A 14,467-nucleotide genomic window follows, 5' to 3' on the forward strand; every position below is an offset into this window, starting at 1 on the left:
AGGGTGTTGCAGGATTGTGTCCGAACGTGAACGTCGTGCCCGGCGTCTCCCTGACATCGGGACGGGTGAGTGGCACACGTGTCGCGCACCGGCGGCATAGACTCGAGAAGCTGCTCGGCGAGGTGGAAGGGGAACTGTGGGCGCCCGCTTGAAAGACGTGGCGGATCGGGCTGGCGTGTCGTTCAAGACGGTCTCCAACGTCATCAACAACCATCCCAATGTCACGCCCCGGACCCGCGAGAAAGTCATGGCCGCCATAGCCGAGCTGCGCTACCGGCCGAACATGTCCGCCCGGAGCCTGCGGCACGGTCGTTCCGGCTTCCTGGCCCTCGCGCTGCCGGAACTCACGTCGCCGTACTTTGCCGCGCTCGCCTCCGAGATCGGATCGGCCGCCAAACGCGAAGGGCTTGTTGTGCTGATCGAAGAGACCGGGGGTGACCACGAGGGCGAGCAGATCGTCCTTGAAGGTCTCGCCTCACATCTGATCGACGGCATCATCTTCAGCCCAATGGCCACGCCGGCGGATGAGGTCGCCGCACGCTCGGACACCACCCCGATGGTGCTGCTAGGTGAACGCGGCTACCCGGCCGGCTACGACCACATCGCCGTGGACAACGTCCGGGCCGCGCGTGAGATCACCCAGCATCTCGTCGAGTGCGGCCGCACCCGGATCGCGGCTATCGGCGCCGAGCACGGATCCGGCACCGGTGCGCTGCGGGCTCGCGGATACCGGGCGGCGTTGGACGCCGCCGGGCTGAAGGTCGATCCGGACATCATCGTCTCGGGTGTGAGCTACGACCGTGCCGGCGGAGCACACGGGATGGCCGAGCTGCTCGACGGGGGGCAGCCCATCGATGCGGTCTTCTGCTTCAACGATGTCTTGGCTCTGGGGGCCGTGCGGACGCTGCACCAACGCGGATACCGGGTGCCGGAGGACGTCGCCGTCGCCGGGTTCGACGACATCGAAGACGGCCGGTACAGCTCGCCGTCCCTGACCACGGTGTCGCCGGACGTCCCGTTCCTCGCCGACGAAGCCGTCCGGTTGCTGGCCCGCCGGGTCGCCGAACCCGATGCCGCCGCCGAAGATGTCGAGGTGCCGTTCACCATCGAGACCCGGGAGAGCACCATCGGGAAAAGCGACCTCACGCCCCGGCCCTGACGTCACTCGCTATCGGGCGCTAGTGCCTGGCTGCCGCCCACTCGCGGATGGTGTCGATCCGGTTGCGGAGCTCCTCGGTGGTGGCCATGGCTGCCGGCGGGCCGCCGCATGCCTTGCGCAACTCGGTATGGATCACGCCGTGTGGTTTACCCGTACGGTGATGCCAGGCGCCGACCAGCCCGTTGAGTTCGCGCCGCAACGTCGCGATCTGCTCGTGGGCGGGCACCTGGCCGTCGGAGGGGCCTCCCGCGCTGTCCGGTGAACCGCCGTCAGCCGTGGCGGCGCCGTTGCCTTCCCTGGCCCGGCCGGCTTCCTGCTGATCGGCCTGCCGCCGCCGCAGCAGCGCGGTGACTTGATCTGGTTCGAGTAGTCCCGGAATGCCGAGGTAATCGGCTTCTTCGGCAGAACCGGCCTGGGCCTGAGTCCCGAACTCTCCGCCGTCGTACAGGACGCGATCGAATGCCGCGTCCGAGCCGAGCGCTTCGAACGGAACCTGCTCCTCGGTGCCGGTCTCCTCGCGCTGTGCAGCGGCCATCAGCGCTTCTTCGGCGGCCATGGGGTCGTCGTCGGGTGTGGTGGGTTTGCCGAGGACGTGGTCGCGCGAGACCTCCATCTCATTGGCGAAGCCCAGCAGGGAAGGGACGGTGGGAAGGAAAATGGACGCGGTTTCGCCGCGCTTGCGGGCGCGGACGAATCGTCCGACGGCCTGGGCGAAGAACAGCGGCGTCTGGGTGGCGGTGGCGTAGACACCCACCGCCAGGCGGGGGACGTCCACACCTTCGGAGACCATTCGCACCGCGACCATCCAGCGGTCGCTGCTGTCGGTGAACTCGGCGATCTTCTTCGAGGCCCGCGGCTCGTCGGAGAGCACGACGGTGGGCCGTTCACCACAGATCTGGCCGAGCAGCTTGGCGTAGGCGCGGGCCTTGTCCTGATCGGTGGCGATCACCAGGCCGCCCGCGTCCGGCACATGGCGCCGGACCTCGGTGAGCCGGGTGTCCGCGGCGCGCAGCACCGACGGTATCCACTCGCCCTGCGGGTCGAGGGCGGTCCGCCAGGCTTGAGCGATGAGGTCTTTTGTCATCGGCTGACCGAGGCGGGCCGCGACCTCGTCACCCGCCCGCGTGCGCCAGCGCATCTCGCCTGAGTACGCCATGAACAGCACCGGACGGACGACGCCGTCGCGCAGGGCTTCGGCGTAACCGTACGTGAAGTCGGCGGCACTGCGCTGGGAGCCGTCGGCTTCGGGCACATAGGTGACGAAGGGAATGGGGTTGATGTCGGAGCGGAACGGGGTACCGGTGAGGGCCAGCCTGTACGCGGCCGGGTCGAAGGCCTCGCGGGTTGCCTCGCCCCAGGACAGGGAGTCGCCGGAGTGGTGCACCTCGTCGAGGATGACGAGCGTACGACGGTTCTCACAGCGCGCTCGGTGCAGCATCGGGTGCGCGGCCACACCGGCATAGGTGACGGCGACGCCGGTGTAATCGCGGCTGGTGCGGCCCTTGCGGCCGGAGAAGGCCGGGTCGATGGTGATGCCGACCTTGTCCGCGGCGTCGGCCCATTGCCGTTTCAGGTGCTCGGTGGGGGCGACGATGGTCAGTTGATGAACCGCTCGTTTGGCCAGGAGCTCCGCGGCGACCCGAAGCGCGAAGGTGGTCTTTCCGGCACCGGGGGTAGCAACGGCCAGGTAATCCTTGGGCTCACGCTCCATGTAGTCATCGAGCGCCGATTGCTGCCAGGCGCGCAGGCGTCCCGCGGTGCCCCAAGGCGCCCTGGCCGGATAAGCCGGAGGCAGATGCTGCGCTGCGGAGGTACTCACATATCTCCTGTTGGGTCGACATCCGGGCAGAACAATGCCCGATTCGCTAAGAGGGCGCCCGGATAGGGAGTCACCGGGCTCGCGGGCCCAGGCATCCTGGATGGCTGCGTTGAAAGTCAGTCGACGCACAAACCCAGTGCGACTCCTTCCTCCGCCTTGCCATCCAGGCGCCTGACCCCGCTCGCTATCCGGCGCCCCTATCCGCGCGGCCTCTACACCGGCTGCGTTGCCAATGAAGCGAACCAGGCTGTCCTAAGACCTTAGCTGTCCACGGTGACAGTTCAAGGACCGACGGCCTGCGCCAGGGGGTCGGGTTTGCGGATCCGTCCGGCCGCCCACGCGCCGAACGCCGCGAGTGCCGCCATGAGGGCGAGGATCACCGCATAAACCCAGACCGGCACTGATGTGCCCGAGCTCGGTGCCGCTCCGTGAGCCGAACCGAAGATGGTGCCGGCCAGGCCGACGAAGGTGATCGTGCCGAGGTTGTCACACATCTGCAGGGCGGCCGAGTTCGAACCGTGGTCCTCCACGGGCGAGAGCTGGAAAAGGAGAACACTGAGGCTGGACATCGCCATCCCCATGCCGACGGCACCGAGAGCCCATGCCACGGCCGCGACCGGCGCCGGTACCGCTGGCAGCAGAACCAGGCCGAGCGCGGCGATCGCCGCCGAGACGATGCCGCTGCCGGTCTGCACGAGTACATGGCGTGGAACCGTGGTCCGCGGGCGGCCTTGATACCAGGAGCCGGCAGCCCAGCCGAGGGCGCCGCCGGTCAGCGACAGCCCGGCCAGAGTAGAGGAAAGCCCACGTTCGGCCACCAGCAGGAGCGGTAGGAACGCCTCCGCTCCGAAGAAGGCGCCGGCGAGGACACCCCGCATGATCACCACGGTCGGCAGGCCGCGCCGGAGCCGGAGCACGCCCGGTGGCAGGAGGCGTGGCACGGTGGGAACCAGTACCCCGAGGGCGGCGATGGCCAGGATCAGCGCCAGCAGGTCGGGACGGGTTCCGGCGTATTGCAGTACTGCCATAGCCAGCGCGGTCGCGGCGGCCAGCGGCAGCCGTCGTCGTCGTGTGACGGGTCCGGACGGCGGCGGCCCGTCGATCGCCCGTACCGACGGAAGGATCAACATGATCGGGATCATCACGAAGGGCGCGAGACCGAGAAAGACCCAACGCCACGACGCGTGGTCGGCCAGCATGCCGGCAACCAGCGGCCCGACGATCGACGGAACGACCCACGCCGCGGACAGTGCCGCGAAGATGCGCGGGCGAAGATTCTCCGAGTAGGACCGCCCGACGGTGACGTACAGCGCAACGATGACGAGACCGCCACCGAGCCCTTGCGCGGCGCGCCCGGCGATGAACGGCCACATCGACTGCGCCGCGCCGGCCAGCACAAGCCCCACACTGAACGTGACGGCGCCGGCGACCACCGGCAACCGGGGCCCGCGCCGGTCACAGATCTCGCCGGAGAGAACCAGGCCGAAGAGGCTGGCGGTGAAGAAGCCGGAGAAAGCCAGTGCGTAGAGAGGGACGCCGTCGAGATCGGGTACGGCCTTGGGCATCGCGGTTGCCACGGCCATGGCCTCGAAGGCGATGAAGACCACGGTGGCGACGATGCCGATGGTCAGATTCCGATGGGCTGGACCGAGGATGCCGGCGTCTGTTGTCTCCACCGGCTTGGATGTCACCAGCCAATAGTAGGGACGCTCATGTCTGCGGTCCAATCGAATTGCATGGCACGCTGAGTACACGCTGCAACCGCGTTTTCGGGCCTTTTCAACGTGTACTCAACGTGCCATGCACCATCGCGCTGTGCGCGTGAGCGTGTGGGGCGCGAGTTCGTACACTGGGTGGGGTGAGCACTCAGATGAGCCCGGGCACCGAGACCATTGATGAACGCCTCACTCAGCCGACGGGTGGTGACGGCGACGGTGATCGCGATCGGTTCTCTCACTACGTACCCAAGAAGAAGCTGACCGAAGCGATGATCAATGGCACCCCGGTCATCGCCTTGTGCGGCAAGGTCTGGGTGCCGAGCCGCGACCCGGAGAAATACCCGGTCTGCCCGGAGTGCAAGAAGAAGTGGGAGAAGATGAAGCCCGGCAAGGGTGGCGGCGACGACGCCTGAGGCGCCGGACTCCAGCGACAAGTCCTGGAGCCCTCGCTCCGCACGCACCTTTGTCGTGAACATGCTCGCGCACCTTATTCGCGGGAATCTGCGAAGAGCCAGATCTCATGGTGATCGTCAGTACGTTGTGGCTGTTCCCCTGACCGATTCACACCAATTTGCGCTGCCAGGAACAGCCACAACGTACTGACGATCACCGAAGAGGGGCGCTGCTCCTCCCGGGTAGGCGCCGTTGTCTGCGCGCCTGGCAACCGCGAAGAAATTCTTCGTTAACTATTGACTCGGTGTGCGACACCTCTTTAAGGTCGCTGCTACGAACCAGCAATTAAGCGTAAACACAATGCTAATAAGTTGCTGATACGAAACAGCAAGGAGTCGAGGGTGACGATCAAGAGCCGCCAGCAAGCACCGACACAGAGTGACGTCGCACGGCGTGCTGGTGTATCGCAGGCGACTGTCTCGGCTGTCATCAACGGCCGAGCCGCAACCCACCGGATTCCGGACGAGACGGTGCGCCGGGTCCGTGAAGCCGTCCGCGACTTGGGTTACATGGCGAACCCGGCGGCTCGCAGCCTCAAGGGAAAGCGCAACCGGCTGCTCGGCGTGCACACCTTCGAGTCGGTGTTCCCCATCAGTCAGCGCGACTTCTACCACGAGTTCTTGATCGGCATCGAGGAACAAGCCGTCGCCGATGGCTACGATCTCGTCCTGTTCACATCCACCGAGGAGTCGAACGGTCAGCGCAGGATCTACCGCGACGGCATGAACCGCCTGAACGTCGCCGATGGCAGCGTGCTGCTCGGTTTCACCCAGGACCGCAGCGGCATCGCCAAGCTCGCGGCGGAGGGCTACCCGTTCGTCCACGTGGGCCGCCGCGACGTTCCCGGCGTGGAGTTCCGGTGGGTGGGTGCCGATTACAAGAGCACCACCAGCCAGATCGTGGAACAGCTCAACGCGCTCGGTCACCAGCGCATCGGCTACGTGGGGCTCGCCCAGCGTATGGAGGCCCTGATCGATCGCGAGGAGGGGTACCGCGCCGGCTGCGAAGCCGTGGGCCTGCCGGCGCTGCCGCTCCTCATGGCTCCCCAGCACCTCACCGTGGAGTGGTTCGACCACGCCCTGGCCAGCGGCATGACAGCTTTCATCGCCGAGGACGAGGGATATGCGAGGCGGATCGGCGAGTTCGCTCGCGAACGCCGGCTCACAATTCCCGACGACGTGTCTGTGGTTGTGCTCCGCGGTACCACGGACGGCCCGTCGCCCGAGCGCCCGTGGAGTTCTATGGGCATCCCGCGAAACGAAATGGGCCGGATGGCGGTCCGCATGCTGGTGGAGATCCTCGAACACCCCGAGGCGTCGCGTGACGATCACGTGTTGCTGCCGTGCACACCACCCGCAGACACAACCATGGCCGCCGTCCCAGGGAGGACCGCATGACAGAGATCAGAGCCGATGTTGCCGTCATCGGCGGCGGCCTCGGCGGCGTGGCCGCCGCGCTCGCCGCGGCCCGGCACGGATTGACAGTGGTGCTCACCGAAGAAACCGATTGGGTGGGCGGTCAGCTGACCGCTCAGGGGGTGCCGCCGGACGAGCATCCCTGGATCGAGCAGTTCGGCTGTACCGCCAGCTATCGAGCCCTCCGCGAGGGCATCCGCGACTACTATCGCCGGGCGTACCCGCTGACCGCCCTGGCCCGAGCACAGCGTTACCTCAACCCCGGCGGCGGCGCGGTCAGCCGCATCTGCGCCGAACCGCGCGTGGGCCTGGCCGTGATCGAGTCCATGCTCGCTCCATACCGGGCCGCGGGTCGGCTGGATCTGCGGGTTCGGCAGCGGCCGGTAGCGGCCACCACCGACGGCGACGTCGTCACCAGTGTCACCCTGGCTGACCAGGACACGGGTGAGCGCCTGACCGTCGTCGCCCCATACATCCTCGATGCCACCGAGACGGGTGAGCTGCTCCCGCTGACCGGCACCGAGTACGTCACCGGGTTCGAATCGGAGCACGACACCGGCGAGCCCAGCGCGCCGGCCGAACGTCAGCCGCTGAACATGCAGGCGGTGTCCTGGTGTTTCGCCATCGATCACATCGAAGGTGAAGACCACACGATCGACAAACCGGACGACTACCCGATCTGGCGCGACTTCCAGCCGCCGTACTGGCCGGATCGCATGTTCAGCTTGGTGGCGCCGAAGCCGCACACCCTCGAGCCGATCCGACGCACGCTGGAGCCACATCACGACGCGGAGTTCACGAAGCAGCACGGTGGCGGCGACCTGGACCTTTGGGAGTTCCGCCGGATCGTCGCCCGGGACAATTTCGAGCCGGGGGCCTTCCCCAGCGATGTCGTCATCGTCAACTGGCCGATGATCGACTATCTGTCCGGGCCGGTATTCGAGGTCGATGACGACGACGCGGCCCATCATCTCGAAGGTGCCAAGCGGATGAGCCTGAGTTTCCTGTACTGGATGCAGACGGAAATGCCGCGCATCGATGGCGGCACGGGCTTGCCCGGCTTGCGGCTGCGCGGCGACGTCTTCGGTACCCGGGACGGCTTGGCGAAGTACCCCTACATCCGCGAGTCGCGCCGCATCGTCGCCGAGTACACGGTCGTCGAGCAGGACGTCTCGCAAGCCGTAAGAGGCAAGGACACCGCGGCACGCTACGACGACTCCGTGGGCATCGGCTCCTACCGGATCGACCTGCACCCGTCTACCGGCGGGGACAACTACATCGATGTCGGCTCGCTGCCCTTCCAGATCCCTCTGGGCGCACTGCTTCCCGTCCGTACCCGCAACCTGCTCCCTGCGGCGAAGAACATCGGAACGACGCACATCACCAACGGCTGCTACCGGCTGCACCCCGTCGAGTGGAACATCGGGGAGTCCGCCGCGCTGCTGGCCGCGTATTGCCTTCAGCACAAGGTCGCGCCTCATCACGTCCGCGCGGACGACGCTCATCGCCGCGCGTATCAGAAGGTGCTGACCGATCACGGCGTCGAGCTGTCATGGCCCGGCGTCCACGGCTACTAGCCACACCCTGCTGCCTTTGATCGCGGCGCGACGAAGGTTTCGGCCACGAATCACCTGAGGGAGAGATCCTGATGGACCTACACATCAATCGACGACACTTTCTGCGAGCCGGTGGCGCGTTCGCGGTGGTCGCCTTGGTTCCGGCGTGCAGTTCCTCGTCCGACGACGCGAACGACGCCGTCCCGAGCGCGCCGCCCGAGGGCGGCACCGGCGAGGCGCCCGAGTTGCAGGCGATGGTCGAGAATGGCGAACTTCCACCGCTGGCCGAGCGGCTGCCCGCGAATCCGATGGTGGTGCAGCCCATTGAGCAGATCGGAACCTACGGCGGCACCTGGCGCAACGGGATGGTCGGAACGGACGGTGGCCGTCTGAACTACAGCTTGGCATACGAGAATCTGGTGCGCTGGAATCTCGAGTGGACCGAGCCGATACCGAACGTGGCTGAGTCGGTCGATGTCAACGACGACGCCACGCTCTACACATTCCGGCTCCGAGAAGGGATGAGGTGGTCCGACGGCGAGCCGTTCACCGCGGAAGACATCGTCTTCGCCTACGACGACGTGCTGACCCATCCGGACATCAATCCGCATCCGTACGGTGTCTTCAGCGCGGGCGGGGAGATGGGCACGATCGAGAAGGTGGACGACGTGACGTTCACGTTCAGCTTCGCCGCACCGCACGGGCTGTTCCTCGATCAGATCGCCAGCGAGCCGAGCAACATGCTCACCCGGCTGCCGAAACACTATCTGGAGCAGTTCCACGCCGACTACGACGAGCACGCCGACGACAACGCCACGGCCGCGGATTTCTCCGGGTGGATCGAGCTGGTTCAAACGGCGCTCTGGGGTGGTGCCCTCTGGCATGACATCGAGTTGCCGCGGCTGCACGCCTGGGTGCCGATCGATCCCGTCTCCGACGCCACCCAGATGAGATTCGAGCGGAACCCCTACTACTGGAAGATCGACCCGGAAGGCAACCAGCTGCCGTATCTGGACGGCATCCGGTTCGGCATCTACCAGGACGCTGAGGTGCTTCTGCTGAGCACACTTCAGGGTGAGATCGACATGATCGACCGGGTGGTGACGACCACGACGAACAAGCCGGTTCTCGCCCGCGACCGTGAGTCCGGCGGCTACGAATTCTTCGACTTGGTACCCGACAAGATCAACACGATGACGATCTTGCTGAACCAGAACTGCCAGGACGAGGTGCAGCGGGAGATCTTCCAGAATCGCGACTTCCGGATCGGGCTCTCGCACGCGATCAACCGTGAAGAGATCATCGAGGCGGTGTACGCCCGTCAGGGTGAACCGTGGCAGCCAGCGCCGCTTCCGGAGAGTGAACTGTACGACGAGGAGATGGGCAAGCAGTACACCGAGTACGACGTCGACCTGGCCAACGAGCACCTCGACGCCGCCGGATACGCCGAGCGGAACTCGGACGGGCTGCGTCTCGGGCCCGACGGCGAGCCGATCTCGTTCCGGATCCTCGTGGCCACGGACGCCGGCAAGCCGGAGATGGTCGACTCCCTAGAGCTCATCCGCCGCTACTGGCGTGAGGTAGGCATCGACATGCGGATGCAGACCGAGGCCAACGAGTTGCGCTACGAGATCATCCAGGCCAACGAGCACGAGGCCCATGTGTGGGACGGCGACGGCGCGCTCGACCCGGTGGGCTCTCCAACGTTCTACCTGCCGCAATGGGGCATCGACAACGTCTTCGCCCCGTTGTGGGCCAACTGGCTCGACTCGGACGGAGAAGCCGAGGGCAGCCTCGAACCTCCGGAACCGGTGAAGGAGCAATACCGCCTGTATGAAGAAATCCGCACTGAACCGGATCCCGGCCGCCGCAACGAACTGATGGCGCAGGTGCTGGCCATAGCCAAGGAGCAGTTCTTCCTCATCGGCATCAGCACCCCGGTGCCTCCGTACGGCGTGGTGAAGAACAACTTCCACAACATGGTCGAAGCGACGTTTTTCGCCGCGAAGTTCCCGTACCCGGGCGTCACCAACCCTGAGCAGTACTACATCTCCTGATCCTGTGCGGGCTTCGTGGTCCGCAGACTCCCGACATCACTGACCCGCGCGAGGGCTCGCCTTCGCCTACCCGAAAACAGTTGGCCCGCGACGTACGAGGAGGTGCGGTGTGCTGAAGTATGTCGGTCGTCGGTTCGTGTACATGGTGCCCACGCTGTTCGCCATCTCGATCGTGGCGTTCGCCATCATCCAGCTCCCACCGGGAGATTTTCTCACCACCTTCGTCACCCGGCTGGAGGCGCAGGGCGAGCAGGTGGACCCAGCGATGTTGGAAGGGCTACGGCAACGGTACGGCCTGGGCGAGCCGATCCACGCCCAGTACACGAAGTGGATCACCGGCATCCTCTTCCACGGTGACTTCGGGGAGTCATTCGAGTACGGGCGCAGCGTGGCTAGCCTGGTGGCCGACCGGCTGCCGTGGTCAATGGCACTGACCATATTCGCCCTGGTCTTCACCTGGGTGGTCGCCTTCCCGATCGGTCTGTACTCGGCCGTTCGCCAGTACTCGTTCGGTGACTACCTGGCCACCACCATCGGCTTCCTGGGCCTGGCGATCCCGAACTTCATGCTGGCGCTGGCCATGATGTACATCGCGTACAGCGTGTTCGGGTTGAGCACCAGCGGCATCTCGCCGCTGACCCTCGGCATCGCCGTCGTGGTGCTCGGCACCAGCGGGACGGCCGGGATGATCCGGATCCTGCGCGCCAACCTGCTCGACGAGCTGAAGAAGCCGTACGTCGTGGCCGCGCGGGCCCGTGGCGTGTCAGAGAACATGCTGGTGGTCAAGTATCCGGTCCGGATGGCGTTGAACCCGTTCGTCTCGACGGTGGGCTGGGTGCTGCCGGGGTTGGTGGGCGGTGAGGTGATCGTCGCCCAGGTGCTCAACCTGCCCACCACCGGTCCGTTGCTCTTTGGGGCGCTGCGCAGCCAGGACATGTATCTGGCCGGCTCGATCATCTTGATCATCAGCGTGCTGACCGTGATCGGCACTCTGCTGTCCGACATCCTTCTCGCCTGGCTCGATCCGCGAGTCCGGCTGGGTTACCGGTAGGAGGCGACCCATGGCACACGTGCTTCCCGACGCCGACACCGCCGCGGCACCGCCGGTGACTCCCGACCAGACCGACGACGCCGGCCAGCGCAACGCCACCCAGTGGCGGCTGGTGTGGTGGAAGTTCCGGCATCACAAGCTGGCCATGGTCGGCCTGTTCATCATGATCGGCATCTACCTGATCGCCGTGTTCGCGGAGTTCCTGGCGCCGGTGAGCGCGAGCACGTTCGACTCCGAATACACCTACGCTCCTCCGCAGCAGCTGCACATCGACTGGGGTGAGGGCCTCTACGTCAACGGCTACACCTCGACCGTCGATCCGGAAACCTTCGAGCCGGCCTTCGAGGTCGACGAGACCCAGAGGATCCCGGTCGGGTTGTTCGTCAAAGGCGAGGAGTACGAGCTGTTCGGGTTGATCCCGTGGGACCGGCACCTGATCGGGCCCAAAGAACCAGGCCAGCCGATGTATCTACTGGGGGCGAACCGCAACGGATACGACCTGCTCTCCCGAATGATCCACGGCACCCGCATCTCGATGACGATCGGCCTGGTGGGTGTCGCCATGGCGCTGGTGCTCGGGGTGATCCTCGGCGGGGTGTCCGGGTATTTCGGCGGCAAGACGGACACGATCATCCAGCGCATCGTGGAGTTCTTCATGTCCATCCCCGGTATCCCGCTGTGGATGGGCTTGTCGGCGGCGCTCCCGCGGGACTGGGGCCCGATGCAGCGATATTTCGCCATCACGGTGATCCTGGCCATCATCGGCTGGACGGATATGGCGCGGGTGGTGCGTGGACGTTTCCTGTCGTTGCGCCAGGAGGAATTCGTCACCTCCGCTCATCTCGACGGGTGCGGCCGGCCGCGGGTGATCTTCCGGCACATGCTTCCGTCGTTCACCAGCCACATGATCGCGGTGATCACGCTGTCGATCCCGGCGATGATCCTGGCCGAGACCGCACTCAGCTTCCTCGGCCTCGGCCTGCAACCGCCGGTGGTCAGCTGGGGCGTGCTGCTGCAGGACGCGCAGAACGTCAGGGTTCTCGCCACCGCGCCGTGGCTGATGCTCCCCGGCGTCGCTGTGATCATTTCCGTGCTCGCCTTGAACTTCGTGGGCGACGGTCTCCGCGACGCGGCCGACCCGTACAAGAGGTAGGGACGACGCCTATGCATGCCACCGACAACCTATTGGCCATCAAGGGCCTGAAAACTCATTTCTTCATCAGAGAAGGTGCGGTCCGCGCCGTCGACGGCGTCACGCTCTCGGTTCCGCGTGGCAAGACGGTGTGCGTGGTGGGTGAGTCCGGGTGCGGGAAGAGTGTGACGGCGCGTTCGGTGCTCGGCCTGGTCGACGAGCCAGGCCGGATCGTGGCCGGTGAGATCTGGTGGCGCCGCGAGGGCGGTGAGCCCGTGGACCTGGCGTCCCTGGATCCGAAGAGCGAGCAGATGCGGCGGGTGCGCGGTGGTGAGATCTCGATGGTGTTCCAGGAGCCGATGGCGTCGTTGTCGCCGATGTACACGGTGGGCGCGCAGCTGGTGGAGGCGATCCAGCTGCACCTGCCCCTTGACAAGGACCAGGCCCGGGAGCGGGCGATCGGGTTGCTGCGGCGGGTCGGCATACCGCGTCCTGAGCAGCGGTTCGATGCGTACTCGTTCCAGCTGTCCGGCGGGATGTGTCAGCGGGTGATGATCGCGATAGCGCTGGCCTGTGATCCAGCGCTGCTGATCGCCGACGAGCCCACCACCGCACTTGACGTGACGACGCAGGCACGGGTTGTCGACTTGTTGCGGGAGTTGCAGGCCGACACGGGGATGTCGGTGTTGTTCATCACCCATGACCTGGGCGTGGTGGCGGAGATCGCCGACGAGGTGGTGGTTATGTATCTGGGCACGGTGGTGGAGCGCGGAGGCGTGGACGAGATCTTCCACGATCCCAAGCATCCGTACACGAAGGCGCTGCTGGGTTCCATTCCGCGCATGGGGGCCGGTACGCGGCAGCGGCTCACCACGATCCGGGGCAACGTTCCGCATCCGTCCGACCGGCCCGCCGGGTGCCCGTTCCATCCACGCTGCGACTCCGCCATCGTCGGCGTGTGCGACGCGGCCGAACCACCCGACGTCGTGCTCGGACCGGGCCGTACGGCCCGCTGCGTGCTGCACGAGCACGACCGCTCGTCCCTCAAGGAGGTGCGGATATGACCGAGCCGATCCTGGAGGTTCAGGAGCTGTCCGTCCGGTTTCCGGTCAAGGCCGGGTTCATCGGTCGCACCGTCGGCCACGTCCGCGCCGTCGAGGGCGTGGACCTGACGATCCGTCCGGGGGAGACGCTCGGACTGGTCGGCGAGTCCGGATGCGGCAAGACCACACTGGGCCGGTCGATCTCGCGCATCATCAAACCGACTGCGGGCCGGATCCAGTACCGAAGGCCCGACGGCGCCATCACCGACCTGGCCGGGCTGCGTCACCGCCAGCTGAAACCATTCCAGCGGCAGATCCGGGTGGTGTTCCAGGATCCGTTCTCGTCGCTGAATCCGCGGATGACGATTCTGCAGATCGTCGGTGAGCCGTTGCGGGCCAACGGCATCGCCACCGGTGGTGAGCTGGAGCGCCGGGTGGCGCGGATGCTCTCCCGGGTCGGGTTGTCGCCCAAGTACATGGACCGGTTTCCGCATGCGTTCTCCGGTGGTGAGCGGCAGCGAGTGAACATTGCCAGGGCGTTGATCCTCGAGCCGCGGCTGGTGATCGCCGATGAGCCGGTCTCCGCGCTGGACGTGTCGGTGCGGGCGCAGATCCTGAATCTCCTGCGCGACTTGCAGGACGACTTCGAGCTGACCTACCTGTTCATCTCCCATGACCTGTCCGTGGTGGAGAGCATCTGCAACCGGGTCGCTGTCATGTACCTCGGCAAGATCGTGGAGTTGGCGGACACGGCCGAGCTCTACGCTCGGCCGCGGCACCCGTACACCGAAGCGCTGCTCTCGGCAGTGCCGCGCCCAGACCCACGCCTACGCGACGCCGGGCGCCGGATCCGCCTGGCCGACGACCTCCCCGATCCTTCGAATCCTCCGCCGGGCTGCTACTTCCACACCCGGTGCCCGTACGCGGTGCCGGGCGTCTGCGACGTCGCTGAACAGGGCCCCGCTCTGACCGAGACCACACCCGGACATCCGGCTGCCTGCCTGCGGACCGACGACCTCAGCCTGGCCGGCGTCGAGCACGAACCCGCCTGATGTCCCGCGCGA

At 66.2% G+C, this 14,467-nt stretch carries 11 protein-coding genes; 9 read left to right on the forward strand and 2 right to left on the reverse strand.

Features of this window, described 5'->3' with window-relative positions:
• The first annotated feature begins 136 nt into the window (after positions 1-136).
• On the forward strand, positions 137-1,159 hold the full coding sequence (locus F7O44_RS16870; protein WP_162451423.1) for a substrate-binding domain-containing protein: 1,023 nt from the start codon (positions 137-139) through the stop codon (positions 1,157-1,159).
• 19 nt (positions 1,160-1,178) lie between these two features.
• Here the strand turns inward: F7O44_RS16870 and F7O44_RS16875 are convergent, their stop codons facing one another.
• Positions 1,179-2,978, reverse strand: a complete 1,800-nt coding sequence (locus F7O44_RS16875; protein ID WP_162451424.1) for a DEAD/DEAH box helicase family protein — start codon at positions 2,976-2,978, stop codon at positions 1,179-1,181.
• A 281-nt stretch (positions 2,979-3,259) separates the two neighbouring features.
• On the reverse strand, positions 3,260-4,669 hold the full coding sequence (locus F7O44_RS16880; protein WP_222851437.1) for an MFS transporter: 1,410 nt from the start codon (positions 4,667-4,669) through the stop codon (positions 3,260-3,262).
• 167 nt (positions 4,670-4,836) lie between these two features.
• Here F7O44_RS16880 and F7O44_RS16885 point away from each other — a divergent pair, with 167 nt between their 5' ends.
• The 8 genes from F7O44_RS16885 to F7O44_RS16920 all read left to right on the forward strand — a co-directional run bounded on the left by F7O44_RS16885 (position 4,837) and on the right by F7O44_RS16920 (position 14,455).
• Positions 4,837-5,109 carry a DUF3039 domain-containing protein gene (locus tag F7O44_RS16885; RefSeq protein WP_162451425.1) on the forward strand — a complete coding sequence of 91 codons (273 nt, stop codon included), beginning with the start codon at positions 4,837-4,839 and terminating at the stop codon, positions 5,107-5,109.
• Between the two features lie 381 nt (positions 5,110-5,490).
• Entirely contained in the window at positions 5,491-6,546 is a 1,056-nt protein-coding gene (locus F7O44_RS16890; RefSeq protein ID WP_162451426.1) for a substrate-binding domain-containing protein, read from the forward strand.
• Positions 6,543-8,141: an FAD-dependent oxidoreductase gene (locus tag F7O44_RS16895; RefSeq protein ID WP_174255941.1), complete on the forward strand. Its 1,599-nt coding sequence runs from the start codon at positions 6,543-6,545 to the stop codon at positions 8,139-8,141. The genes F7O44_RS16890 and F7O44_RS16895 overlap by 4 nt, the downstream gene beginning before the upstream one ends.
• A 71-nt stretch (positions 8,142-8,212) precedes the next feature.
• On the forward strand, positions 8,213-10,177 hold the full coding sequence (locus F7O44_RS16900) for an ABC transporter substrate-binding protein (protein WP_162451427.1): 1,965 nt from the start codon (positions 8,213-8,215) through the stop codon (positions 10,175-10,177).
• A gap of 109 nt (positions 10,178-10,286) precedes the next feature.
• Positions 10,287-11,228 carry an ABC transporter permease subunit gene (locus F7O44_RS16905; RefSeq protein WP_162451428.1) on the forward strand — a complete coding sequence of 314 codons (942 nt, stop codon included), beginning with the start codon at positions 10,287-10,289 and terminating at the stop codon, positions 11,226-11,228.
• A gap of 10 nt (positions 11,229-11,238) precedes the next feature.
• A complete protein-coding gene (locus F7O44_RS16910; protein ID WP_162451429.1) occupies positions 11,239-12,381 on the forward strand; it encodes an ABC transporter permease in 1,143 nt (380 codons plus the stop codon).
• Between the two features lie 11 nt (positions 12,382-12,392).
• A complete protein-coding gene (locus tag F7O44_RS16915) occupies positions 12,393-13,424 on the forward strand; it encodes an ABC transporter ATP-binding protein (protein ID WP_162451430.1) in 1,032 nt (343 codons plus the stop codon).
• Positions 13,421-14,455 (forward strand): ABC transporter ATP-binding protein, encoded by a 1,035-nt coding sequence (locus F7O44_RS16920; protein WP_162451431.1) that lies wholly within the window; start codon positions 13,421-13,423, stop codon positions 14,453-14,455. The genes F7O44_RS16915 and F7O44_RS16920 overlap by 4 nt, the downstream gene beginning before the upstream one ends.
• The last annotated feature ends 12 nt before the right edge of the window (positions 14,456-14,467 follow it).

Origin of the sequence: Phytoactinopolyspora mesophila (assembly GCF_010122465.1) — a bacterium.
Taxonomy (GTDB): domain Bacteria; phylum Actinomycetota; class Actinomycetes; order Jiangellales; family Jiangellaceae; genus Phytoactinopolyspora; species Phytoactinopolyspora mesophila.